At 50.3% G+C, this 23176-nt stretch carries 26 protein-coding genes; 1 reads left to right on the top strand and 25 read right to left on the bottom strand.

Translation table 11 applies throughout. The features are described 5' to 3' along the window. Entirely contained in the window at positions 1 to 210 is a 210-nt protein-coding gene (locus HPS56_RS06755; RefSeq protein WP_253952408.1) for a hypothetical protein, read from the top strand. A gap of 196 nt (positions 211 to 406) precedes the next feature. Here the strand turns inward: HPS56_RS06755 and HPS56_RS06750 are convergent, their stop codons facing one another. From HPS56_RS06750 to HPS56_RS06630, 25 genes are all read right to left on the bottom strand, one after another. Continuing rightward, a complete protein-coding gene (locus HPS56_RS06750; protein WP_172275406.1) occupies positions 407 to 2593 on the bottom strand; it encodes a type IV secretory system conjugative DNA transfer family protein in 2187 nt (728 codons plus the stop codon). 27 nt (positions 2594 to 2620) lie between these two features. Beyond that, a complete protein-coding gene (locus HPS56_RS06745; protein WP_172275530.1) occupies positions 2621 to 3280 on the bottom strand; it encodes an Lcl C-terminal domain-containing protein in 660 nt (219 codons plus the stop codon). Between the two features lie 20 nt (positions 3281 to 3300). Further along, entirely contained in the window at positions 3301 to 3813 is a 513-nt protein-coding gene (locus HPS56_RS06740; protein WP_172275405.1) for a hypothetical protein, read from the bottom strand. Continuing rightward, positions 3810 to 4667, bottom strand: coding sequence for a conjugative transposon protein TraN (gene traN, locus HPS56_RS06735; RefSeq protein ID WP_172275529.1), 858 nt, complete (start codon positions 4665 to 4667; stop codon positions 3810 to 3812). Before traN ends, HPS56_RS06740 begins: the two co-directional genes overlap by 4 nt. A 25-nt stretch (positions 4668 to 4692) precedes the next feature. Further along, positions 4693 to 5505, bottom strand: coding sequence for a DNA-methyltransferase (locus HPS56_RS06730; RefSeq protein WP_172275404.1), 813 nt, complete (start codon positions 5503 to 5505; stop codon positions 4693 to 4695). A 12-nt stretch (positions 5506 to 5517) separates the two neighbouring features. Further along, entirely contained in the window at positions 5518 to 6669 is a 1152-nt protein-coding gene (traM, locus tag HPS56_RS06725; protein ID WP_253952407.1) for a conjugative transposon protein TraM, read from the bottom strand. Between the two features lie 6 nt (positions 6670 to 6675). Next, complete coding sequence (locus tag HPS56_RS06720; RefSeq protein WP_172275528.1) at positions 6676 to 7158, bottom strand: DNA N-6-adenine-methyltransferase; 483 nt, start codon at positions 7156 to 7158, stop codon at positions 6676 to 6678. Positions 7159 to 7168: 10 nt separating this feature from the next. Continuing rightward, the gene (locus HPS56_RS06715) at positions 7169 to 7537 is read right to left on the bottom strand and encodes a hypothetical protein (RefSeq protein WP_172275403.1); all 369 of its coding nucleotides are present in this window, start codon (positions 7535 to 7537) and stop codon (positions 7169 to 7171) included. A 12-nt stretch (positions 7538 to 7549) separates the two neighbouring features. Beyond that, entirely contained in the window at positions 7550 to 8164 is a 615-nt protein-coding gene (gene traK, locus HPS56_RS06710) for a conjugative transposon protein TraK (protein WP_172275402.1), read from the bottom strand. Between the two features lie 29 nt (positions 8165 to 8193). Beyond that, entirely contained in the window at positions 8194 to 9327 is a 1134-nt protein-coding gene (locus HPS56_RS06705; RefSeq protein WP_172275401.1) for a hypothetical protein, read from the bottom strand. A gap of 11 nt (positions 9328 to 9338) precedes the next feature. Further along, positions 9339 to 10115 carry a DUF5045 domain-containing protein gene (locus tag HPS56_RS06700; protein ID WP_172275400.1) on the bottom strand — a complete coding sequence of 259 codons (777 nt, stop codon included), beginning with the start codon at positions 10113 to 10115 and terminating at the stop codon, positions 9339 to 9341. 19 nt (positions 10116 to 10134) lie between these two features. After that, positions 10135 to 10860, bottom strand: a complete 726-nt coding sequence (locus HPS56_RS06695; protein WP_172275399.1) for a hypothetical protein — start codon at positions 10858 to 10860, stop codon at positions 10135 to 10137. Further along, the gene (locus tag HPS56_RS06690; RefSeq protein WP_172275398.1) at positions 10857 to 13394 is read right to left on the bottom strand and encodes a hypothetical protein; all 2538 of its coding nucleotides are present in this window, start codon (positions 13392 to 13394) and stop codon (positions 10857 to 10859) included. The genes HPS56_RS06695 and HPS56_RS06690 overlap by 4 nt, the downstream gene beginning before the upstream one ends. Before the next feature lie 11 nt (positions 13395 to 13405). Continuing rightward, positions 13406 to 16120 (bottom strand): TraG/VirB4 family ATPase, encoded by a 2715-nt coding sequence (locus HPS56_RS06685; RefSeq protein ID WP_172275397.1) that lies wholly within the window; start codon positions 16118 to 16120, stop codon positions 13406 to 13408. A gap of 113 nt (positions 16121 to 16233) precedes the next feature. Next, the gene (locus tag HPS56_RS06680) at positions 16234 to 16530 is read right to left on the bottom strand and encodes a DUF4133 domain-containing protein (protein ID WP_172275396.1); all 297 of its coding nucleotides are present in this window, start codon (positions 16528 to 16530) and stop codon (positions 16234 to 16236) included. 11 nt (positions 16531 to 16541) lie between these two features. Further along, positions 16542 to 16919, bottom strand: a complete 378-nt coding sequence (locus HPS56_RS06675; RefSeq protein WP_172275395.1) for a DUF4134 domain-containing protein — start codon at positions 16917 to 16919, stop codon at positions 16542 to 16544. Positions 16920 to 16976: 57 nt separating this feature from the next. Next, positions 16977 to 17303, bottom strand: coding sequence for a DUF4134 domain-containing protein (locus tag HPS56_RS06670; RefSeq protein ID WP_172275394.1), 327 nt, complete (start codon positions 17301 to 17303; stop codon positions 16977 to 16979). 1 nt (position 17304) lies between these two features. After that, positions 17305 to 17751 carry a hypothetical protein gene (locus tag HPS56_RS06665; RefSeq protein ID WP_172275393.1) on the bottom strand — a complete coding sequence of 149 codons (447 nt, stop codon included), beginning with the start codon at positions 17749 to 17751 and terminating at the stop codon, positions 17305 to 17307. Positions 17752 to 17995: 244 nt separating this feature from the next. Next, the gene (locus tag HPS56_RS06660; protein WP_172275392.1) at positions 17996 to 18883 is read right to left on the bottom strand and encodes a DUF8464 domain-containing protein; all 888 of its coding nucleotides are present in this window, start codon (positions 18881 to 18883) and stop codon (positions 17996 to 17998) included. 44 nt (positions 18884 to 18927) lie between these two features. Beyond that, the gene (locus HPS56_RS06655; RefSeq protein ID WP_172275391.1) at positions 18928 to 20028 is read right to left on the bottom strand and encodes an AAA family ATPase; all 1101 of its coding nucleotides are present in this window, start codon (positions 20026 to 20028) and stop codon (positions 18928 to 18930) included. Then, positions 20006 to 20380 carry a helix-turn-helix domain-containing protein gene (locus tag HPS56_RS06650; protein ID WP_501981705.1) on the bottom strand — a complete coding sequence of 125 codons (375 nt, stop codon included), beginning with the start codon at positions 20378 to 20380 and terminating at the stop codon, positions 20006 to 20008. The genes HPS56_RS06655 and HPS56_RS06650 overlap by 23 nt, the downstream gene beginning before the upstream one ends. A gap of 171 nt (positions 20381 to 20551) precedes the next feature. Further along, positions 20552 to 21340 carry a hypothetical protein gene (locus HPS56_RS06645; RefSeq protein ID WP_369800284.1) on the bottom strand — a complete coding sequence of 263 codons (789 nt, stop codon included), beginning with the start codon at positions 21338 to 21340 and terminating at the stop codon, positions 20552 to 20554. Between the two features lie 44 nt (positions 21341 to 21384). Then, a complete protein-coding gene (locus HPS56_RS06640; RefSeq protein WP_172275389.1) occupies positions 21385 to 22287 on the bottom strand; it encodes a permease in 903 nt (300 codons plus the stop codon). A gap of 2 nt (positions 22288 to 22289) precedes the next feature. Continuing rightward, a complete protein-coding gene (locus tag HPS56_RS06635) occupies positions 22290 to 22745 on the bottom strand; it encodes a thioredoxin family protein (protein ID WP_172275388.1) in 456 nt (151 codons plus the stop codon). Then, entirely contained in the window at positions 22732 to 23166 is a 435-nt protein-coding gene (locus tag HPS56_RS06630) for an arsenate reductase ArsC (protein ID WP_172275387.1), read from the bottom strand. Before HPS56_RS06630 ends, HPS56_RS06635 begins: the two co-directional genes overlap by 14 nt. Between the last annotated feature and the right edge of the window lie 10 nt (positions 23167 to 23176).

Below are 23176 nucleotides of genomic sequence, written 5' to 3'. Positions count from 1 at the left end.
ATGAACCACCTTAAAATGGTATCTGACAGCTTCCGTAAACACGGTTTTATCAGCCGTTCTATGCTCAAAGAGGTATTTGCAGATATATTATCCGAAAAACAGATCAGGATACTTATCTCAAAAATGGAAGATGTAGGGATTATACAGAAAGAAGGTGCAGGAAAATATACTCGCTATACAAAAACAGCTGATTTCCCATCGTTTGTTTAGGGGCCGCAAGAATTGTTTTTTTGGCCGCAAGATTATAAATTATTGTTTATCAAATACTTTTCAAAAGGCCGCAAGAACCATTTTTTTGTCCGAAAGCCTTTTTAGAATGGATTGAAGTTATAAAAACACCTGCAATACTCACGATGATATTGCAGGTGTTTCACATTTTTATTCGACTCGTATCGGCATCCGACCGCTATTTAGCCCCGCGCTTGTTCAGCACATCCTTTATCATTTCTTTGACATCCAGCCCGACTTGCACAAAATTCTTGTACAAGATGCGCTCCCGTTCATCCCTCGACTTGAATGTATAGAACTTCGGCAAGGGTACATAGCCGGCTTCTTCTTTCTTTATTTCCCTCATGTCGAAGTCGGTCTTGCAAAAGAACTTCGTTGTTTTGAACTCTTCCGATTCCTGAATGTTCATCGAGCCTCCCGTGCCGGTTTTCGTCTTTGTGAAGTCTCGCGCTGTCTGACCGCAGATCCATCCCGTCGCCATATCAGAAATTTTCGAGGCCGGAACAAGGGAGTCCATATTCTCATTAAGGTTGATGCTTGTTTTATCCCGGTCGATGGTCACACCTTTTTTGACCTGAACCACTTTACCGAAGATGTCATTCGACAGCCATTCCAACGTTTCTTTCGCACGAGCCGAACCGCTTACCACGTTGCCCACCGTCGTGATGATTTTTTGCATTCCGACCTTCCCGTAGTCCGCTTCAAGTTGCGGCAATTCCTGAAAGCCGAGTGTTACACTGACCTTGTTGCTTCGTGCCGTACCAATCAATCGGTCTATCTTGTGGAAATACAAGGTCGGCAGCTCATCCACGATGATGCTTACCGGTATGTTCTTTCCCTGACCGGTATTCACACGGGTAACAAGTCGATTCAAAATCAAAGCGTTCAGCGCACCGATGATACTCTCCATTTCCGGATCGTTGGCTATCAGCAGATAGCTGGGATTCTTCGGGTCGCTTACTTTCAGGTCGAAATCATCACCGTCACGATGGAACACCCAATAGCTTTCCTTAGTAGCCAAACGTGAAGTATAGACACGCAGTGTACCTATCATACCTTCGAGCTGCTCCATCGCCTTGTTCTTCAAAGCGGTTTGAAACGGGCCGAGCAAAGGAGCAACCTCATTATCCGTTTCCAACACCTCAAAGATGGTCTGGTAACTCTCATTGAGGAACGACAGGATATGCGGCATATCCGAGTATTTCCCCAGCCAGTAGGCCGGTTCCACGATATTGCCACCCTCACGGTCACGCACCACGCCGGTCGGCTTCCAGAATTTCGTCTGCGGATCTTGCCGTTTTTCCGCATACAGTTTCTTGCCGTTGGCATCGTAAGGTTCACGTTCGTAATTCACGAAGAAATAGATGCACGCAGCAAGGAAGTTTACCGCTGAAGTCTGGAAAAACTGGTCGCTGCCGCCGCCACCTTCTTTCTTGCCCTTTTGCAGGGATTCCAACAACGTTTCCGCCGTTTCACTCGCAGCAGCGAGGTTATTGATATACTTCGCCTGAATCGGGTTCACCCGTCGGCTGTACTCTACATCCACGAAGTTGATGATGTTGAACTTGCACCCTTTGGGCACTTTGCCGAGCTTCTGGTTCTTCTTATAATGATAGTATAATTTGGTGGCCAGTGTCGGAAATTTGTAATCATAGACTACCATCGCAAAACCCTTGGCACTATGCTGTCGGATGAACGGTTCTATGATGCTGAACGTCTTGCCGCTACCCGGAGTTCCGACCACCCATGTACCCCTGAAACAGTTGCTTATCGAAATCCATCCCTTGCGGAATTTACCTTTGTAATAGTACCGCATCGGTATATTCACGCTGTATTCGTTCTCTATTTTCTCCTCGCATTGTTCAAAGCTCTCGTTCTCGAAATTGAAGCGGTCTTTGCCCAGCCCTTCCTTGATGAACTTCGAGATATTATCCAGTGCGATATGCACCAATATCACGCCGACCAGCGTGGTAGCCATGTAGAAAATGATATTGAGCGGCAAGGTATAGAACCTCGCTTCCATCGGATGATGGAACAGCCATACGGACAGCACGATCAGGAAAAGTCCGCTTACCAACGGGTATAACACCTGCCTGCGTGCATCAAATTCCAAATGCTTCTTGTTGCGTGTTCCGATGCAGGTAATACAGATGAGCAGGAACGTGGCGACCTTGCTGTACACAAGATTGCCGTCGTTGTATATCATCCACCGTTTAATGCGCCCGTGAATATCAGTCAGTATTCCGCCCCAGTGATCAAGCATAGCCGGGTCGATGGCATACTCGAAGAACTCCAATAACACGGAGATATAGATGACCGCACGAAATATCTTGTAGAACCCTTGTAACTCTTTGCTTTCTTCCATTGTTTTGTCCTTTCCCGCTTTTCGTTCCTACTTGTTCAGTGTGATAATCGGCCGCACCCGGTGCGCCTGTGTCTTCGGTGTCTCCTGCATTGCGCCGCTGCCCAATGAGTAGAGCCACGCTTTGGCGGTCTGTTGCCCCTTGACCTCCGTCGATGTCCAGTACCAGCAGTCCTCGTCAGTAACCTGTGGCAGCGGATCACCGCCGCACTTCGTCACGATTGGATTGACCGTTTCCCGGATGGCATACAGCAACCGCATCTGTGCCACCGAGGGGACGTATGCACTTTGTCCGTATCGCCACAAATCGAAGACCGCTTCTGCCATAGGCGAAGCCGTCTCGCGTGTGTCGTATAATGCAAAGGTATTCGTATTCCCATCGTATGCCCTGATATCGGCCGACGTACCCTGCTCGATGCCGAGACTGTCGGCAAACGCCGCCGGAGCAATTTCCCACAGGTAAACCGCATAGCCGTTCCCTTCCGCACCGTCACGCTGTTCGGTATCGAAGACAACCGCTATAGCCCGTTTCCCCGATTGCTCATATTGCGTGTAAGGCATCGTCGTACCGTCCTCACAGAGGACATGCCCCGGACGTACAGCAGTGTCGGGCACGTCGATATGGGCGTCGCAGGCAGCGCACAGCACCGCTGTCACTGCCAGTATCATCGTATGTATCTTCCGTATCATCATACTTTATTTCGTTTTTCTTATTTTATCGGTAGTTTCACTCCTAACACGATACCCGTGCGCAGCAGATCCGCGCCCTTTATCATCATGTCGCTCTTTACCTGCCAGTACAGCGTCCATCCCGACCGCAGCACATAGTTGTGTTCATAGCCCACATGAATACCGGCCAGAAATTTTTTCGTGTCGCTCCCTGCCGAAGCCCCAATACGCAGATTGCCGTAATGGTTGCGCCCACGCACCACACAGGGCTTGTAAGCCACACCGAAGCCGTAGGTACGGTAGTTCCGCCAGAAGGATTCCGGGCAGACATGGCCGCAAGAACCGCATTCCGCCCATTTTACATAGCCGTTGGCAAAAAACTCCCACGCATGGCGGTAGTTCATTTCGTGCTCGTAGGCGAGCGTCACATCCATGCCGTTCTCATACAGCAGCCCCACACCAAGCGAGAGGCGACCGCTGTTGCGCTGGGCATTCGCATTTACAACGAAACACACGCAGGCAAGCACCAGTATCATCATCTTTTTCATCGTCATTCCTCCTCCAATAAAGTTGTGTTGAACGAATCGGCGGACAGCACATCCTCATAGTCTATGTTCAGGCTGATATTGCGACCGCTGATTTGCCGCTCCGTCATTTCTATAGTCAGCAGCTTGTCGTTCGGGAATGTCATCTTCTTAACCACAATCACATTGCGGTAGCCATGCCGGAACATCTTGCCATGTTCCAATACCAGGGCAGGCGTCAGTTCGATGGTCTGTGCGTTGGTTGCTTTGGCGAGCTTCTTGTCCGCCAACTTTACTCGTATCTCGTCGATGTCGAACCGGATGTTCGTCTTGTTCTCTATGGAGAAGTCAATGAAGAAGTAGTCACCGACAGCATAGATATTATTCAGGCGCATCACCATACGGTGCGCTTTGGTGGCGACGTTGCGGAATTTCGCAGGTGAACTCCATACACGCCTTGCGAAACGAACCATCTCTGCAGTGGACATCGAGACCGCCGGGTTGTTATAGGCATCCCGTTCATGCAACAGGATTTCCTTATCCGTCACCGCCTCTTTCATCCGTGTGGTGTAGATGAGCGCGTACTGCGTGCGGTATCGCTCCGTCACGATGGTCACGACAGCCAGCACTTCGCCGTCCTCGTGTCCAGTCTCCTTGGGTTTCAGCCGGATGATGTTCTCTATCGGCTGGTCGCCTGCTACCTTATCGGTGGAAATATCCACCATGCGGATAGGCTCCGATGCCGTAATAACGGTCGTTACCTGTTCATTGACCGTCAGACGCTCCATTTCCTCGTAAGTGCGCTGCGCTTGTGCGTCGTATGCGACAAGCATCCCTGTCGCTATAAAAAATGCAGCCACGACTCCTTTCTTGTTTACTTTCATATTCATATCATTGATATTGTTGATTTTATTGGTTTCCGTTATTTATTTCTCGATTCCCTTCTTTCGTTCCGTTTCTGCGTTTCAATTCTTCCTGAATCCGCTGTCCGGCAATCTCGCAATACGCCGGCTCGATCTCGAATCCGATGTAATGCCTTCCCGTGCGGATGGCGGCAACGGCAGTCGTCCCCGAACCGATACAATTATCCAATACCACATCCCCCTCGTTGGTGTAGGTGCGTATCAGGTACTCCACCAGTGCTACCGGCTTCTGTGTCGGGTGGTAGAATGCCCTCGTCCGATGCTCTTTGGGTATGGATATGACCGAAGTCGGATATTTGTCATCCGCCACACGCACCGGCACTAATTTCATCTCGCCATAACAGCGGTTCGTAAAGTCATTGCCCGTTTTGCGCCGTCCGTGATTTCTCCGCTCCGGAGGGCAGGGTGTCATCTGCGGATGGTACACCGGCTGCCGATCGTAGAACACGATGATGTCCTCGTGCTGGCGTAACGGCATACGCTTGGCGTTCAGATGACCCGTCACACGGTCTTTCCGCCATATAAGATTATACCGCCACATCCGGGGTTGCGACAACATGAGCCGTGCGGAGAAAATGCCTTGCGCAAACAGGATAATCGGGCTTCCGGGCTTCGTAATGCGCCGATACTGCTCCCACAACGGTTCAAGAGGAATTTGCCTGTCCCATCCGGTCGAGCCGTTCTTGCGGTTCAGCACACCGTAGGGCAAATCCGCTATCACGGCATCGACACTGCCGTCCGCCATGAGCTTCATACCCTCTATGCAGTCCATATTATATAGGTTGTCCGTCTCTATCATGGCTTTCGTATTTTACTGTTTCTCACGTCCGTTCACCAAATAGACGAACGTGCCGTATTTCAGCTTTACCTTGTTCTTTTTGATAGCCTTGCCGATGGCGTTGCTCGTTTTCTGGTAAGCGTTTGTGGCGGCCTGCATTCCCCATTGGGTAAGGCTGTTGCCGTAGCTTCCGGTATTCATGTTCATATTGCCTGACACTGCACCGCTCGCCACATCCTTGCTCGTTTCCCGGAACTGGCTGTTGGGCACATACAGTCCCTCCATGCCGTCCGTGTCATAAAGCGACAGACTGACCTTTACCAGTTCGTCGTGGATGAGAATGCTGGTAATGTTCCCTTTCACACGCCCTGACGAGAAACCGCTCATGGTGGCATACAGATATGAGCCACGCTTGACCACGCACTCATTAATCTCCACATCGTCGAGCAGGCGCAATCGCACGCGCGAGCCGTCCACCGCTTTGATATCCTCGTCGATAATGGCCTTGATGAGCTTCGGTTCGTGGGCGTCTTTTGCCAGCGTATTGAAGTAGTCTGATGCTGTCTTTACCTTCCGCACGACCTCGCTGGGAGGTTCGTTATCGGACGGAGCTTTTACCGACCGGCTCTCTTCCTCTATTTTGCCCTTGGCCCCTATGGTCGCCGCAGGCATCTGTGCCGATGCCGCACTGTCCGTTTCAGCAGGTGGCATTACTTCGTTCTGTCCTCTCAGCCTCGCTTGGGCGAGGGCTTTTTCCAGTTCCGCGAGGGCTTCTTGCTCGCGTGTCTTGGCATCGGCAACTTGCGCTGCCATTGCTTTCTCCTGTTGTTGTTCATCGAGCAGGGCGATATCGTCCTGCGTGTATTGAGATTCATATTCTTCTTTGTTGTCATCGGGTTCGTCACGTTCTATATTATCCACTGCGGAGTAGTCTTGTATCTTACCCCACGATTTCGCCATGTTCTCGTATTTGCTCCCTATGCCGTCGCCGCCCTTGATTTGGGCGTCCGGCAGGTCGGGGTTCAGGAACTCCGTCGTCTGGAGTGTCTTGTCCGGAATCTTCGCCGTCTCGGTATGGAACAGGTCGAAGATGAAATACGATGCGACCAATAGCGGAATGTACAGGATGGCCGGAAGCATATACTTCGGCTCCTTGAAATTGATTCTATCTGTTATTTTCATCATGCGTATTTAATTGATTTGTACATACTTGCCTTCAATGGCGCAGTTTTTCAGCACCTCTGCATTCTCCTTTCCGAAAGCGATCAGGATGCTTCCGCAGCCGGGAGAATCACCTCGCGTCCCATCCGGACGGTAAAACCGGATACGGTGGCGCAGGAATTTCATTCCGTCCGCTTTATCGAAGATGACATCTTGAAACATCTTTGAGTCGCAGCGGTTGAACAATAACGCGATACCGTTGCCATGCTCCGCCAGTTTTCGGACAAACAGTTCGATAAGAGGGCGCGAATATGGAGGATTGAGCCATACACGCCCTTCCCATTTCCGCGACAGTCCGTCCATGTTCCGGTCATACATGACCTCGGCCGTCGGCCACAGCGGACGAATGGGGGCACAAGGGTCAAGGTCGAACTTCCCCAATGCTTCCAATACCTCTTTAGGCGTGTACCATTCGTCGGACGAATGGGCTGATTTTTCAAACCGTGTATTCATAGGCACTGTTTTATTGCGGTTCATCCGCTTTGTTTTCCCTCATTTCAATTCTTTGCAGCCTTTTGTGTCGCTCCCGCAGCACCGAATCCTGCATCTCCGTTGCCGTGCGCGTCGTGTGGCTGTAATGGTACGCCACCGTGAGACGGTAGATATTCCACACGAAACCTCCGATTGCGAATCCGAAGATGATGACTAAGAACAGCGTCCGGTGCGCGTTGGCAAATCCTTGGACTTTGGCGGCCGCCTTGTCGATGCGTGTCGCTTGGGCGAACTTGCGCCCGGCTGTCACTTCCCGTTCGTAGCGGTCTTTGTATTGCGGATCATTCTTGTCCGGCATTTTCTCACCGAACAACATCCGTCTGAATCCCTTGATATTCATAACTACTGCTGTTTAATAATTGGCTTTCGTCTTCTGTTCGATGTCTTTGTTCAACAGCGTGCGCCAGTTCACGATGAGCAGCCCGTGCGGATTGTTCTCTGTCCGGGGCACGCGCTTGAGCTGTCCCGCCGTGACCAGTTCACGCATGAGGATATTGCTCCGCCGCTCGATACGCTGACGCCCGTAGTAGGTGAACTCCATCTTTTCCTTATTGAAAGCTATGCTGTCACAGTAGATGGAGAATACCGAACTCGTCCCCAATATATTGGAGTAAAATCCCTTTTCTTTGAGCGTGTTGTACTGTGCCAGTCCTGTCTCATCCACCAGGTACATCGCTTTCTCCATCGTGTAGCGGATATATTTGTCGTCCGGAGGCAGCGTAAAAAAGAAATGGTGGAACATCTCCACATGGCTCTTGGCTTCCACGTCGAGCGTTTCGTCCATTGTCGTGCGGTTCACGAGGATTGGCACGTTGCCGTCCAGAACATATACCTTTTTCTGCGCATCCGTGACCATCGTGCGAGCCGTCCAGATGCTTGATACGCTGATGATGATGCACCCCGCAAGGAACGCGGTGCAGATAATGCCCACCAGCTTGATTTTGTTTTCCAAGTTCTTTATAACCATAGTTGTCAAATATTTATAAATTCAATCATTTACCTCATTATTCCACCCATCGCTCCGGTAGCTGTCATTTTGGCCTGCTGCGCCACACCTTCGCCGAAGTTTCGGGTAGAGAATGCCGTGTCGCCTTCAGGTATCATCCATGCTGCCAAGTCCGGCACGAGGTTCAGACATTTCAAAGCCACGATGCTTGCCGCCATCAAGTAGCCGGCCGAGAAGAACGAGTTTTGCAGGTAAGCAGCCATCGTCTGCTCACTGGCTGTGATTGCGGTCAGGTTCTCGATTTGGATGCACAACACAATGTCAAAGAGCAGCAAGACATAAAACCCGACGAAGTAGAGCATAGCCCCGTAGAAATGCACCGTCAGGTAGCGTGTCAGCCACTTCGCCCAAGCACCTTCCCATTTCGGCAAGATGCTGAACGCCCATTGTATCGGGCCGAATATCGTCAGCATACCGAGTAGGATCTGCTGACAGTAGATGGTTGCCCACCATCCGATACGGAACACGACAAGGGCAATCAGCATGATGATTTTGTCTATCCCCACGATGACGCCTGCTGTCAGTGATGTGAACCAAAGTTTCGATGCGTCCTTCTCCATGTTTGTTACCTCGTCCACGCCGGTCTGTTCCATTGTCGCCTCTATCAGGTTTGGGTCAGAAGTTCCCGTGTGGGCGACATCGGCCTGCGCCTGCAGGTTCGTGTACATCGTGTCCCGTACATGGATGAGTTGCTGCACCTCCTCGAACCTGTCCGAAATCTGTGAGGCTTCGGCCTCGTACAAATCGTGCGTGTACGATCCGATGCAGTTCGGGATATAGGACAGGAAATCGAGGAAGCACCAGTTGCTTCTACTACCTGCCATTCCCGTGTCCGCAGGTGGATACCACCAGCAGATGATAATCGACACGGCCAACGGTCTGAGCAACTTCATCACGTCCAGCGGCTCGTGCTTCACCATCATCTTGTAGGCGATACCTGCCGCCATGACAATAGAGAAGAGGGCCGCCAGAGCCATGCACATCTGCAAAATCCACCAGAAAGGTCCCTGTGCGCCGGTAAAGGTCGCATCCGTCAGGAACTCATTGGTCTGAAAAATGACATCATCTATTTCCTCTTCCAATAGGTTGATGCCGAAATCCGAAAGTATATCTCCGTTTGCCATAGCCCGTATTTTTATTTTCCTCTGTTTACCGTCTCATCCCCGTCGCTGTCACCTCCGTTGTTCCCGTTGCCGCCCGACTGCGCACCTCGCACCGCAAGTCGCGATTCCTGCCACCGGCTCATGGCATTGCGGACAATGCCGCCCTTATGCAGGGTGCGGTTGTCCGTTACGTTCAGCAGCGCACTTGTCACACCGGCATTCTGCCGTTTGGCAAGGAACAACACGAGCGTTTCATTCTGTCTCGCCACATCCCCATAGATGCGCAGATACTCCTTCTTGCGTTGTGCATTGGGCATATAGGCATCTTTCGTAGCGTCGATGGCACACTGATATACACGGTAGTATTCCGTCCACCGCTCTTTGTCTGACGGAGTACCGCCGGACAGGAGGATGCGGTCGATGTTGCGTTTGAACCGTTCCATCTCTCCATTGACTTTACTGCCCTCGGCGAGCCATGCAATGTCCACTTGCCGGTCGGCGACATTCAACGCCTCGATTTTCGCACGCTTGACCAGAGCGGAGTCGATGGCTTCCGCTTCATCCGTCTGATTGTATAGATTGATACCTGCGAGCGTGCGGAACGAGAGTTTGTTCTTGGCCGCCGCCGACTTTTTGTATTTGTTGTGAAGCACGGAATAATAGAGGTCGGGCGACAGTGCCCCCGTGCCCGTTTCCATGACCGTGACCTGATTCTGCTTTGACGAATCGTGGTTGTACGTTACATACTGCGCGTGTGCGGCCGACGTCGCAACAACAGCAACCGCCATGAGTAAAAATCTTCTGTTCATATTCTTTTCCCTTTTATCGTTAATGTTCCAATCTTCCGGCTCCGCGCCACCGCCCGAAGGCATCGTCAAGAATCTCCTGCTTGGTGCGTGAGCGATATACTTTTGCTTTCCAGTAGCCTATACGAACCTGTATGTACCGCCATGTCTCGATATACGCCCGGTTCAGATGCCGCTCGATGTTGTCCAACGACCGGTTGATCGCCTCCAGCACCATCAACAGGTCACTGGTCGAACAGGCTGCCGCACCTGTGGCGTACAGCACGAGGTCACTCACCGACTTGTATAGCTGTTCGCCCTCGGCGGCAATCGCTCGCAGCCCCCTTGCGTTGATGGCAAGAATCAGCGTGTCGGCGGATTCGATGTGCCCTCGTTTCAGGATTTTCTTATTGAAGTCATCCAGCAAATCCTTGTAGTCACCAATGCGGTCGCTGACTGCCGTATAAGTGTTCTTTACATTCAGCACCGTGCGTAACGACTGGTACATCACGTCGATGACGTCGAACGCACGGGTGTACCGGTCGAGATCTACGTTCAGTTCCTTATAATTCCCGACTTCCTTCCGGCTGTACTCGTGCAACAGTTTATTGCTGTATTCCAAAGTGCTGCGTGCAAGCAGCAGGCTGCGTTGCTTCTTATGGTCATTGATGTAGGCTTCGACGGAAACCACATCGAAAGTCCACTGCGCTTTGGCGATACCGGGCAGCAGGACAACCAGCATGAGGATTATAATCAGATTCCGTCTCATTGCCGTTCCTCCTTTCTTTCAACCCTGTTCCGGAGTGTCCGTGCGTTCTCCACCCAGCGGTCATGGCACTCTTCCACAAGCGTCAGCCGGCGTCCGGCATCCATATCCAGGCCGGGCAGCACATCCTTCATCACATCGAGGATGCTCCGTTTGTAGTGCATCATTTTCTCCAAGGACACAAGGTCAGCGTATATCTTCGTGATACGAGAATCCACCTCCCTTGCTATTTCGAGACGGTCACTCGACCACAGCAGATGATATACATCCCCGGTCGGTGTTTCCTCCGCAGGTGTGGTACGGGCATATTCTGTCGTTATCTTGCACGAGGGGTGTTCACGGGCAATTTCCGCGATGCGGTCGTTCACTATTTTGCTTTTCTCCGCATCGGACAGATTCGGGTCTAAGGTCAGTACGTCAGCGACGTGCGTGTCGGAATATTCCGAAGTCAGCTCCCACCGTATCTGTATAATGGCGCGGTGTATCTTGATTCCCAGAAAATATTTCGGTTTACGGGCTATCGAGACCGTTGCCCTGAACGTGATGATGCCGTTGATATTCGGCATCGTCGCCTTGCGTACATACGAGTAACCGTTCCATGCTCCGCCGTCCTGCCACGTAAGGCTGTATGCCGCCTTGCAGTCCTGCATGATGGCCGGGATGCGGTAATAATCATCCGTCGCCACGCTGTTGTCGTCTGCGGCTTCCGATTTTGCCTGAGTATAATCGGATTGTTTTTTCTTCCATTCCGCCAGTTCACCTTTCAAGCCGTCTATCCGTGTCTTGTTCGCATTGTATTGCTGGCGATAGACCGCCGCATCCTCGATGCTTGCCGTACTGATTTTTTTCAGCAGTATGGCGTTCTCGTCTTCCAAAGCCCTGATTTGTGCTTCAAGTGCGGAGACTTTGGTATTCGCCTCGCTCAACATCGCATCCAGCTCCGAGAGGTCAAGGTTATTTTCCGTGACCGAAGTCTGCATGGCGCACTCCTTGGTGTGGGCGTTCAGTGAGCTGCCGCACTTGCGGCACTTGTACTGCGTGGAGCCTTGTCCGAGCGTCACTCCGTCGGAACAGGTCACGCTGATGGTCACGCTCTCGCATCCTTTCAGTTTGGCAGCGTCCGTTGCCTGATAATAGTTCCGCGCACCGGAGGATATATAATAAGTATAGCCGTCCTCATTCTCGTTGAACTCCGCAAGCCGCACGTTCAGTTGCGCCCGAAACGTGTTCAAGTCCATAGAGTAGGAATCGAAGACATCCTCATAGACTACCTCTTCCTTGTTCCAGCTCTTGCTCACATGGATTTCGTATGCGTATGCTTTCTTGGTCTGCTTGTTTTTCTTGCTGATGATATAGGCACTCATCCAGTAGTTGATGCTGTAGCTGAACCCGTCGTTCCGGTTGTTCAACTGCTGCACGCGGTTTCTCGACCAACCGGCATGGTTTTCCGAGTTGGCGAGCACCTGTTCCCGTTGCGAGGCATTGGGATAGAAATTCGGGTCGCTGGTGTTGAAACGTACCCATGCGCTTCCGTTCAGGATGCTGTTATCATCCGTCGGAGGATAGTAGTCGCACAGCGATACGCTTCCTTGGTCGCGCCGGGCGATATACCACCGCTGTGTGTAATAGCTTCCTGTGGCCTCGCTCAGGTAGTCGCTCATCCATCCGGCAAGGTCATAGTTCCCGAAGCCGAACAGTCCGGCAACATTATCCGTGCCTCCGATTTTATCGAGCAACATTGCTCCGATGCCGTTCTCCGCCTGCTCAAGCAAACCACCGTAGTGGTCATACAGGGTGACGATAGCTCCGAGTTTGCCGTTCATCAGTTCGTGGAAGGCACTTTGGGGCAATAGCGCGTCGCCGATGTTGGCGATGCCGGCAGTCGCAAGACCGACCCCCATGTTGTAAAGGTTGTCAAGGTCGTTTTGCAGGTTCTCGCGCGTAAAGCGGTTCGGTACACGGGCAAGGTCGTCCATTATACGCTGCCAGTCGATGTTACCGGCTTCCGACAGTTTCAGCAAGGGGGCAATATCCGGATTGATTTCGAGGAACGCGATGTCCGAGAAGGTCAGCGTGCTGTTGGTCACCACACTCTCGAACTGCATACACAGGCTTTTGGTATCGTCGCAGATCTTCATCAGGTAGCTGCCCCAATAGATAGCCGTCTGCGGCGAGTGAAGCATCTGTTTCGCTACGACCCATATCTTGGGCATGATTTTCTCCGCGACCATCCGGTAGATGCGCCGGTAATAATAGTTTTCCGTGCGGCTGTTCCATATACCGAGGTCGGTCAGGGCTTTATGCTCCAAGAATTTGGAGGCGAATATTCCGGCTGCGGCAACCTCTGCCGCCGTGTAGTGCTTCAGGATGTCATCGACCTGCTCCCGATAGTATCCTTCAGCAATGGCTTCCGTACCGAAAGCGGCTACCATTGCCGCAACGGTGCGTGTGTCGTAGTTCACACTGTAATACTGTGCATGTACACTCTGGCAGAGTGAGACCGAGACGATTGTCAGAATCAGGAGTAGTCGTTTCATATCAACCGTATTTATTGGGATTCACGCACGGAACGGAGATTGAGTACATGTCCGGCCTCGTTTACTTTTTGGGCGAACGGCAGCGACTTGCCGATGCCACTGGCTTCCCAATCGCGGCAATACGCCTCGATAGCTTCCTGATGGCTGCACCGAAGCTCTTTCTTGTAAAGTTTCAGAGCCTCTTTCTCTGCCCGTTCCGTCGTGTAGGTCATATAGCACTCGTGCGGTTCTTCCACACCGTACACTCCGCTGGTCGTGCCGCGACGGATGAAGACTTCCCGGAAAAAACTGCGTCCATCCTTGTTCTCAAGGCGGTTGATGGTAAAAATTTTCTTGCAGTCCACATCGGTCAAGCCAAGGATCGCCTTGATGGTGTCGAACCTTTCACGGAACTTACTCTGGTCGAGCAGCATCACCACATCCGAGTTGTTGATGATGGCCTCTTTCACGATTTCGCTGCCGATAATGTCCTGTATCTCCTGCGTCACCACACCGACACTTGCCCAGAACTTACGCGCTGTCTTGTACATGAACTTGATGTACTCCGCCATGAGCGGACTGGCGATGGCTTTCCACGCCTCTTCGATGACCAAGACCTTTCGACCCTTCTTGATACGCATTTTCTGTAGGAATACATCCATGATAATCAGCGTAACAAGAGGGAAAAGAAGAGGGTCATCTTTTATACTGTCGATTTCAAAGACGATAAAGGTCTCATCGAACAGCGAACTGTCCATGTTCTCGTTCAGTGTCTTGTCGTGATTACCACCCCGGTAAAAATCTTTCATCATATAGCGATAGGTCGATATGTCGATGCCCGTAATGCGGTTTTCATCGCAGATGTCGGGTATGCGTTGCACGGAGTATTCATAGAAGGAATTGAACGAAAGCTCTTTTACTTTCAGTTTCATGCGTCTGCTTTCTATCTTGTTTATGATGTCCTCGATGCGTGCGGCACGTTCCTGCTCGCTTTCGCCCTTTTGTTCGCCGCGATTGCGGTCGTCGATGACAAGGCTTTTGCGCAAGTCCTCCCGTTGCTGGGGCGTGAAACCCTCGAACCCGTTGAAGTAGGCATCGTAATATTCCGTGATGACGTGCTCTATCAGGCGGTCTTCCGTCTTGGTAATCGTTCCCTGCGTCCCTTTCCAGATGAGCAGCACAAGATTTTTCAGAAAGCCCGTTTTCTCCACGTTCATCTCTTCCCGGTTGATGCGGAACGGATTCATCGTGATAGGCTTTTCCTCTGTATATGATATATACTTACCACCCAGATACTCGCATAGACCTTCATAAGAGTTACCGGTATCTACCATAACGACATCGGTGTTCTGTTCATGAAGCTGGCGCACGACCGAGTTCATATGAAAGCTCTTGCCGCTGCCCGAAGGCCCCAGACAGAAAAAATTGGAGTTGTCCGTCAGTTTGTTCTTTCCCTCTTTTCCCGTGATGTCAATCGCTACCGGCACGCCTTGACGATCGGTATAGTACACTTTCAGCGGTGTCTCTTCGCTGTGCTGGATGCGTTCCTTGTACATCAGGCATGTTGCCGCATCGCCAAGCGTTAGGAAGCGGTCATACTCCTCACTAAGGGAGTAACAGTTGCCGGGAAATCCACCCACGAACAGCTCTAATTGATTGTAGGCTCGTTTGCTGATATGGATACCCATGCGCCCGAATGCGTTTTCAAGGTGGTTCGTACACTTTTGCAGGTCGGCATCGGCCGGTACTGCCACCACCATGCTGAAATGACTGTACACAAGCTGCTTGCTCTCACGGGCAATGACCTCCTGAACCCGCTTGATGTCCTCGACGGCCATCTGGTTGTTCGGGTTGGGAATGCTCGCGTGACGGTTCTTTTTCTTGTCGAGCAGCGACAGCTCCCGCTTTTGGTTGGGCAGGAAGATGATTTGGTTATAGACCACAGTCTCGGCATTCGGTATGCTATCTACCACCGACACCAAATCCACCGGCATTTCGGTATTGTTTACCTCGATATTCGTGTAGGGACGGATCAACGACGGCAGTGCGGCACAATCCACATCCACGAGGCTGTACACTTTGCAACGCTTGTCGCCCATAGAGACGGTCTCATCGTCTGCCTTGAAGTTTGTCATCGAGACGGTGCGGTCGTTGAAATTCATGGCGAAGTAGCGATCCACATACTCGCTTGCTTCGGCTTTGTTCAGGAATCTGGCCTGCACACCGCTGTCACGCAATTGGTCGTGTACTTTGCGGATTTTCACGAGGAAGTCGCGCCATTTCTTGTTGTCGAACGAGAAAAGGCGGCTTTTCTTAGCCTCCTGCGTGATGGTCAGGTAGCAAAGGCTGTCTGTGTATGGGCGGCCACCGAAATAACGGAAGTATGACGCCGAGAGAAATTCCCGTCTGCCGTCCGTTCCATTCTCAAAGCGTTTCCTGACGAAAATATCCTGCTTGTGGATGGCGTACCCTTCGCCCAATGTCTGCGCAAGGGCGGTGAACAGGTGCGTGAACTCGTAGTAGCAGTCGATATCCGCCGAATACTTCTGCACCGGATTCTCTATTTTCAGTACAGCGGAATATTCGCCGGTCTTGGTGTACAGCACGCCCACACCGTCCGTCTCTTCCGCCGAAAAGTAGATGTCCTGGAAGATTCGCTTGCGCTTGCCGCCCGTGCCGAACGCATAGACCGATACGGCCATGCCGATGCACAGTGCGATAAAGGCTGTGATAATGTATAGGGTCATTTCGATATACGTGTAATTAAAAATAGGGGCAGGTTCGCCTTGCCTCAAGACAAACCCGCCCGCGTTCAACAATCAATATAGCCATGCACATTGCCGTGATGGTTTCTCTTTCGTCAGATCTTGCGCGAGTGGGCATAGACGTACACACCCGGTGCGATCTTCTTGCTGTGCAGTCCCTTCCGCTGTTTGAGGATGATGAGCACGATGCCTGCCGATACGACGGCTGCCAGCACGACAAGGCCGGCAACGAAACCTATCAGGCAGTAGGCGGCGACGAAGCCGACAATGGCTCCGCATGTTGTCGCTGCAGCCCAATAGATGTATCGTCCCTGAATGCCCAGAAACTCAAGAGGCCGTTGCAACCCCTTGAACAGCGGATAATCCGGATAACGTTCGTCCTTGCCTTTCATCCTCTGTCAGTTTAAGCGACAATACCGAAGAACAGGGGCAACGCCTTGGCCGCCGCGATCAAGAAGATACAGGCTCCCACGACCATCATGATCTTCTTCTTGACATCCTGCTCCTCGTTGTTCATGGCGATATACACGCTTATTGCGCCCACGATGGCCACGACGCCGGCAATGGCGTAACAGAGTTTGACCATGATAGGCACGTACTTGGCAATCTCCTCCGCGACGGTGGACAACGCACTTGTACCGGCGGAGTAGTCGCCGGCGGAGTTCTGTGCCATTGCAGTCGTGCCGGACAGCAGCATGATAGCGAGCATCTTTACCTTGGTGGAGATTCCGTTGATGAATCCCATTGCCTTTCGGCACATTCGTTTGGTTCTTTGAAACATACGTTTACTGTTTTTGGTGAATACTTTTATTTATCTGTGACCGTCATGCGGTCGGTGTTATATGCGGTAGCCGAAGAAGGCCGGGAAGACGACGAACGCACCGATAAGGAACAGGCACGCACCCACGAGTGTCAGTATCGACTTGGTGATGCCGTCCTCGCCCGTGTTCATCTTGACATAAATCTGAAAACAGGATACGATGACATAAACTCCGGCTATGGCGCAACAGATGTACTGGACGTACAACATCATCGTCACCACGTAGTCGTGCATCGTAGCCAGCGCGTCCGCGCCCCAACTGTAGTTCACGCTGCCGCTCTTGGCGGAAACCGTGTAGGGGAGCGTGAGGCACACCGCACATAGTATCTTCTTAGCTTTCGACATTTCACAACCGGTCTTGAATTGGGTTCCACATTATTTCAGGCCGGTTGTCCACCCGTCCTTTGGCAATCATCGCCTTGTACATCTCTTCCGAAGTGCGTGCGTCCGACAGGTAAGGCACGGTGTCTTCCATCCGTTCCTCCGCCTCGGCTTTCAACCGCTCCAATTTTTCCTGCGTCGCAGTCGGGTTGTTTGCGCTTTCTTCCTGCGGCACTTCCGGAACGGTAGCTGCACTTTCAGTGTCGTAGCTCTCGCTGCCGATACTGAAGCCCGTTTCACTCTCCGTGACAGCGATGCTTTCTTCCTCGTCCTCCGGTGCGCCGATGTCGAAAACCTCTTCGTCCTTTTTATCCGTTCCCTTTTTCCCATAAAGGTCATGCGTGATGACAGCGGCGTAGTAGATGACGTAAGCGACCGTCAGGACAAGGGCAAAAATGAAATATGAGTTCATATCTTTTAGTATGGATATTGAAATTTATATTAGTATGATTTTACAAAGGAATACACGAAATATCGAACTATAAAATAATTGAACAATAAACAAATATTCCGTTAGTAAGATTTGTGTAAATTCTCAAAATCGAACTATTAAATCGTACTATATGCCTATTCCAGCAGAGAAAAAAGGAGGAATGGGAGGGCATAAAAAAAGCCCTCACGATGGAGGGCTTTGAACGGAAAATGGCGACAAGGCATCAACGTTTCTTTCCGCGCAGATAATCGTTCAGGTCTTTGTATTCCGCATAACGGCCGGATTCGTCATTGACACGTCCGCCATACATGCCGACAATGGTCTCGGCGGTTTTCTGCCCGGCAAGGTCATTGTCAAGGTAACAGTGAATGTATGAATATTCCTGCAAGTGTGTCAGTGCCTTTCTCAGGTTGTTTACCGAGTTCATCACGAGGTAGTCGCATGGCATATCAATACACACCGTATTGTCCCCTGTCTGCTTCAGCGTCAGATAGGAGAGGAAATCCATAAACCCCTCGAAGACACAGACCCTTTCCTGCGTTTCTTCGTTCCGGTGTCTTATCAAAGAAATATCCTTGTTGTTCAGGCATCCCTTGTAATATGCGTTACGCACCTCGTAGCCGCCGGAGATATTGCCGAACGCGAGAGCGAAATAGTGCCTTTGGCGCAGTTCGTAATGCACTTCACGGCAGAACATCCGACCGATGTCCGCATCGATCAGCCGGGACTGGAGGTAAGAAAACAATGCGTGGTGGCGCAGCGGAACCACGATTACATCTTTCATTTCCGCCTCCACCGGTCGGGGCGGAGCGGTCGGCACACGGATAAACGGTAGCGGTGCGGCCTTTGCGTGCCTCTCGATGAATGCCAGCACCTCGCTCACGTTGTTCGTTTGATACAGGTGCTTTCCAAGTTCCACCAGGTCGCCGCCGGTAGCCTCGCCGAAATCATACCATTCATTTATCCGGTCGTTCACTTTGAATGACGGAGTACGTTCCTCCCGCAATGGCGAGAGATACCAGTGCTGTCCTGATTTTACATATAGCGCACGGTGGCCGAGTTGTGCCAAGAAATCCACGATGCGTATTTGTTTTGCTTCTGCTATGGTCATGTCTTTTTCCTTGCATTATATCCGGTATGTATTTGCATACGGTCTCATTCTTCATCGAAAAGCATGACCTCGGTAGGTGTCATGTCATTATAAAACAGCTTGTCCCGTTTGATGATGAGTTTGAGATTATCGGTCAGGTATTGCAACAGCTTCACCATGACACTGCGTCCCCGTTTGAATCCGATGGCCGCATAGGAATCCATAAGAGCCTGCAACATATTCTCGAAACCTTTGATGGGTTTGTCTCCAAAAGCGACGGAAAGGGCTTCCCGGTGCTGCTCTATGGACAAATCCATAAAACTCATCCGGGATTTCTGTTTGATGTCGCCATTGAACGAATGGTGTTCCGCGATGACAGGCAGCCCGTTGTCATCAACGGTAAAAGCAAAGGGTTTGAACTCTTTTTCACGGATATGCAGCGCGTGGACTTCGCTGACACTCGGATTGTCATTGCTTTTGCTGATGACCAGTACGGTTTCCGCCTTGTTGCTCATCTCCGTGCCTATATGTCCCCGGACATTATTATCCCCTTTGTTCAAATGGAGCACGCAGTGGATATGCAGGTCGTATCGGGAAGACCACTCCATCATCTTGTTGATGACTTCCACCGATTCACCGGTGCTGTTGATGTCGAGCATCAGGTCGCGGATGCCGTCGATAATGACCAGCCCGTAGCCTTTGTTCTGACGCAAGGCATAGTCTATGACCTCGATGCGCACTGCCGGCGTGTATTCTCTTAGGCAGATAAAGTCGAGATTCTCGTTGTCTGTCTTCGTAGGCAAGCCGGCAAGTCGTAAAATGCGTTCCAAAACCGTGTGACAGTGGAAGCGGCTCTGTTCCGTATCGACATACAAGATTCTGCGCTTTCCCTCCGGCAGATGCGCCCGGTAGTTCAGTACCTGCCGTCCGGCAAGCGACGCGGCAACAAGTGCCGAGACATTGAATGTCTTTTTCGACTTGGCTTTACCGGTCGATGCACTGAAATTGCCGAGGGTGGCTATCGTCGAATTATCTATCCAAATGATCTGTGGGGGCGTTTCGTAGGTGTCGGTAGCCCTGATTTGGGAAGCGGCAAGAATATCCAGCAGTTTATGCTCCTCAAGCCCTGCACCGATGCTGTAATCAGTCCTTCTTTCGTTTTCCATAGCGTCTTTGCTTTAAGAATGGTTGTGTTACTGCGGCTTCGGTAGCCATACGCATGGCATCATCCGCTGCCAGTTCATGGTTCTGCAGGAGCCATTCGTCCAGTTCTTCCTTGGCGAAGTAGATCATCTTGCCGCGCGGTTTGTAATGCGGAATCTCTTTGTTCGCCGTGAGCTTGTACAGCATACTGTCGGAAACACCGATATACATGCAGGCATCCTGAAACGTAAAGACCTGCTTTGTCGAGTAAATGCTTTTCTCCAACAAATCCATCCGTTCCAATATGTTTTCAACCGGTTCCAGCTTTTTGAGAACCGATTCAAGGGCGGTAATCCGTTCGTTCATCCGCTCCATGAAAGTTAGTCTGTTCGACATATGTTTTTGATTAAAATTTGACAATAGAATTGTACCTCCGTTATCAGTACGTCGATAACGGAGGACAAAGGTATGATATGCCGATAAAGGAGTGGAAATTATCAGCATGATACTATGCAAGTATCGCGCTAACTCTCATTCTTTTATCTTTCACATGGTAGATTTATTCGCACTTGCTTTCAGCAGTCCGATGGCTCGCCGGATGCTGTAGGCGACCGCTGTCTTGTTGTTTCTGACTGCAGACAACGCAGACGAAAGATTGGAAGCGGTAATAAACCGTGTGCTGTCCTTCGATTGCAAGAACCGTCCTTTGTCGAGAACGGACTGCCAGCGGGATTGGATGAGCGAGTTTTCAAGAAGCGCATCGAATAGGATAACCACATGGCGGAGATTATTCACCCGGATATGAAAGCCCTCTTTGCAGGAAAAGAGAGCTTCCATATCCTCGACGCGGAGCATAGAAACGCAAAACAGATGATAAGTATTGGCACAAGACACAATACCTGTCATCTGTTCTTGAGTGAAGTTGCAGCCGAAAGAAAGCGGCGGGGCATCTGTCACCTTATCGGTATGATGCACAACTGGTATTGGCAACGGCTCCGACCTGTCATACTGCCTTCGCAATTCCATACACTCCTCAAAAGAGAAATCTGATGCGGTAAAAAGAGGTTGGATAAGGTGGGGGCATTCTGTCAGCAGTCCCTTAACGATGTGGATGTTCATTTCGTGGCAGTTCCGGCAAACCGCATTATCGCAGTTTATGTACCGGTGACTGTTGATGAAGTCATCCACATAGCGACTGTACCGCTTGCCATCCGCAATCACATTTTGGAGATAGAGTTCTCTCGCTTCGGAGAGTAACTTGAATAGTTCTTCTGCTACATTCTGTTCAGTAACAAAGTGGGTCAGGTGTTGCTTCCCTTCAAAAAAAGAGAAGATTTTTTACGTTGTTCTTTCATGTCAATTTTTTCTTCCATATTGAATCACAACAAAACATTAAACAAATAACCAGATACTACCGCCGTAAGGAATATGACGACAACTATCATGGCGACTAACTTTTTCTTGAATATACTTGCCAACATAGACATCTCCGGAATTGCCATTCCCGCACCTCCGATAACCAATGCAATGACGGCTCCCAAACTCATTCCCTTACCCATCAATGCAACTCCGATTGGAATGGCGGTCTCTGCACGGATATAAAGAGGAATACCTAAAACGGCAGCAGCAGGCACAGCAAAAGGATTATCCGGTCCCGCGACTTTCATCACAAAATCCTGCGGCATATACCCATAGATACCAGCTCCCAGAGCAACACCGATAAGTAAATATACCATGATAGGACGAAGGCTGTTCCATGCACCTGAAAATGCCATTTTTATTTTTTGTCCGAAAGGCAAATTCCGTTTATCTATTTGTGCGCCACAACAACACGAAGATGGTTTCAATCGGACATTCTTCACATATTTTTGTGCTCCTATTTTTTCAAGGATAAATCCGAAAATAACGGAACAGATAAACGCAAGTACAAAATAGATAACCATAGCCTTCATCCCGACCATAGCACCCAACATCCCGATAATAATAGGATTCAACAGCGGAGACGCTATCAAAAAAGACATTGTTGTACCGAAAGGCACTCCCGCATTGAGGAATCCGACTGTCATCGGAATAGTGGAGCAAGCGCAAAATGGGGTCAAAGCCCCAAACCCTGTTGCGATAACATTTCCCCATATACCGGCTCCGGATAACTTTCTCCGGATTTTTTCTTCCGGAATATACATCAGGATAATTTCGACAACTGCACTTATCAATAGAAACAGTGCAATCAGCTCAATCGTGATAAATACGAAATATTGTAATGTTTGAACTAATGTATTCATTTTCACTTGAATTTGATAGAAATATCATCGGCGGACAAATACCCGCTGTGGCGATAAAACTCCTCGCCTTGTCTGTCAAGCAATATTTGTGTGGGTATAGTTGCTATACCATAGTAATCAACAATCGCTTTATTCTCTTTTCCCATGACATTGATAAAAACAACATGCACTGTGTCCGGAAATTTTGATTTGATTTCCTCCATTACACCCTCCATCTGCCGACAAGCATTACAACCCGTCGATCCAAATTCAAGGAAAGTATAACGATACCCCTTGCCGTTCTTGCCATAATCATATTGTTCTTCAACAAAGTTGCGGACTTTCTCCATATCATCTGTCGTCATTTGTTCCGTCATACTCGTGGAGATATAATTTACCATCTTATCCCTGAATACGACTAATAATACAAATAGCAGAATGATAAGAACAACAGGTATATAGGCTCTATATTTCTTCATGTTTATCAGATCTTATGTTGAGATAAAAGTCATGGAACCGCTCTTGAATCTGGTTTCTTACTCTGCGAAATTCATTCGTTACAAAATCCGATGTTCCGGCAACTTCCGACGGATCGTCAAGCCCTATATGTACGCGGTGCTTTACCTTACCGACAAAGTTCGGACAGGTCTCCTTGGCATTGCCGCATACGGTTATCACATAATCCCACTCCTGATTAAGGTATTGTTTGACATCCTTTGGGGTATGTCTGGAAATATCAATACCAATCTCCTGCATGGTCGCTACCGCTTGGGGATTGACTTGTCCGGCAGGATGCGTACCTGCCGAACAAACCTCAAGCGTATTATCGAAGGATTGCAGAAAGCCGTGAGCCATCTGGCTGCGGCAACTGTTGCCTGTACAAAGCACCAATATCCTCATAGCCCCTCCT

This window comes from Xylanibacter muris (assembly GCF_013166605.1).
Lineage (GTDB): Bacteria > Bacteroidota > Bacteroidia > Bacteroidales > Bacteroidaceae > Prevotella > Prevotella muris.
The sequence above is the reverse complement of the archived record's forward strand: the minus strand, read 5'-3'. Positions and strand labels throughout refer to the sequence as shown.

Coding starts and splice junctions, on each gene's coding strand:
- HPS56_RS06630 (WP_172275387.1), bottom strand. CDS start 23,166: ATGAGGATATTGGTGCTTTGTACAGGCAACAGTTGCCGCAGCCAGATG.
- HPS56_RS06740 (WP_172275405.1), bottom strand. CDS start 3,813: ATGACGATGAAAAAGATGATGATACTGGTGCTTGCCTGCGTGTGTTTC.
- HPS56_RS06685 (WP_172275397.1), bottom strand. CDS start 16,120: ATGACCCTATACATTATCACAGCCTTTATCGCACTGTGCATCGGCATG.
- HPS56_RS06730 (WP_172275404.1), bottom strand. CDS start 5,505: ATGATAGAGACGGACAACCTATATAATATGGACTGCATAGAGGGTATG.
- HPS56_RS06750 (WP_172275406.1), bottom strand. CDS start 2,593: ATGGAAGAAAGCAAAGAGTTACAAGGGTTCTACAAGATATTTCGTGCG.
- HPS56_RS06640 (WP_172275389.1), bottom strand. CDS start 22,287: ATGAATACATTAGTTCAAACATTACAATATTTCGTATTTATCACGATT.
- HPS56_RS06705 (WP_172275401.1), bottom strand. CDS start 9,327: ATGGCAAACGGAGATATACTTTCGGATTTCGGCATCAACCTATTGGAA.
- HPS56_RS06635 (WP_172275388.1), bottom strand. CDS start 22,745: ATGAAGAAATATAGAGCCTATATACCTGTTGTTCTTATCATTCTGCTA.
- HPS56_RS06660 (WP_172275392.1), bottom strand. CDS start 18,883: ATGACCATAGCAGAAGCAAAACAAATACGCATCGTGGATTTCTTGGCA.
- traM (WP_253952407.1), bottom strand. CDS start 6,669: ATGATGAAAATAACAGATAGAATCAATTTCAAGGAGCCGAAGTATATG.
- HPS56_RS06650 (WP_501981705.1), bottom strand. CDS start 20,380: ATGGAGCGGATGAACGAACGGATTACCGCCCTTGAATCGGTTCTCAAA.
- HPS56_RS06715 (WP_172275403.1), bottom strand. CDS start 7,537: ATGAATATCAAGGGATTCAGACGGATGTTGTTCGGTGAGAAAATGCCG.
- traK (WP_172275402.1), bottom strand. CDS start 8,164: ATGGTTATAAAGAACTTGGAAAACAAAATCAAGCTGGTGGGCATTATC.
- HPS56_RS06700 (WP_172275400.1), bottom strand. CDS start 10,115: ATGAACAGAAGATTTTTACTCATGGCGGTTGCTGTTGTTGCGACGTCG.
- HPS56_RS06690 (WP_172275398.1), bottom strand. CDS start 13,394: ATGAAACGACTACTCCTGATTCTGACAATCGTCTCGGTCTCACTCTGC.
- HPS56_RS06680 (WP_172275396.1), bottom strand. CDS start 16,530: ATGAAAGGCAAGGACGAACGTTATCCGGATTATCCGCTGTTCAAGGGG.
- HPS56_RS06755 (WP_253952408.1), top strand. CDS start 1: ATGAACCACCTTAAAATGGTATCTGACAGCTTCCGTAAACACGGTTTT.
- HPS56_RS06670 (WP_172275394.1), bottom strand. CDS start 17,303: ATGTCGAAAGCTAAGAAGATACTATGTGCGGTGTGCCTCACGCTCCCC.
- traN (WP_172275529.1), bottom strand. CDS start 4,667: ATGAAAGTAAACAAGAAAGGAGTCGTGGCTGCATTTTTTATAGCGACA.
- HPS56_RS06745 (WP_172275530.1), bottom strand. CDS start 3,280: ATGATACGGAAGATACATACGATGATACTGGCAGTGACAGCGGTGCTG.
- HPS56_RS06655 (WP_172275391.1), bottom strand. CDS start 20,028: ATGGAAAACGAAAGAAGGACTGATTACAGCATCGGTGCAGGGCTTGAG.
- HPS56_RS06675 (WP_172275395.1), bottom strand. CDS start 16,919: ATGTTTCAAAGAACCAAACGAATGTGCCGAAAGGCAATGGGATTCATC.
- HPS56_RS06665 (WP_172275393.1), bottom strand. CDS start 17,751: ATGAACTCATATTTCATTTTTGCCCTTGTCCTGACGGTCGCTTACGTC.
- HPS56_RS06720 (WP_172275528.1), bottom strand. CDS start 7,158: ATGAATACACGGTTTGAAAAATCAGCCCATTCGTCCGACGAATGGTAC.
- HPS56_RS06695 (WP_172275399.1), bottom strand. CDS start 10,860: ATGAGACGGAATCTGATTATAATCCTCATGCTGGTTGTCCTGCTGCCC.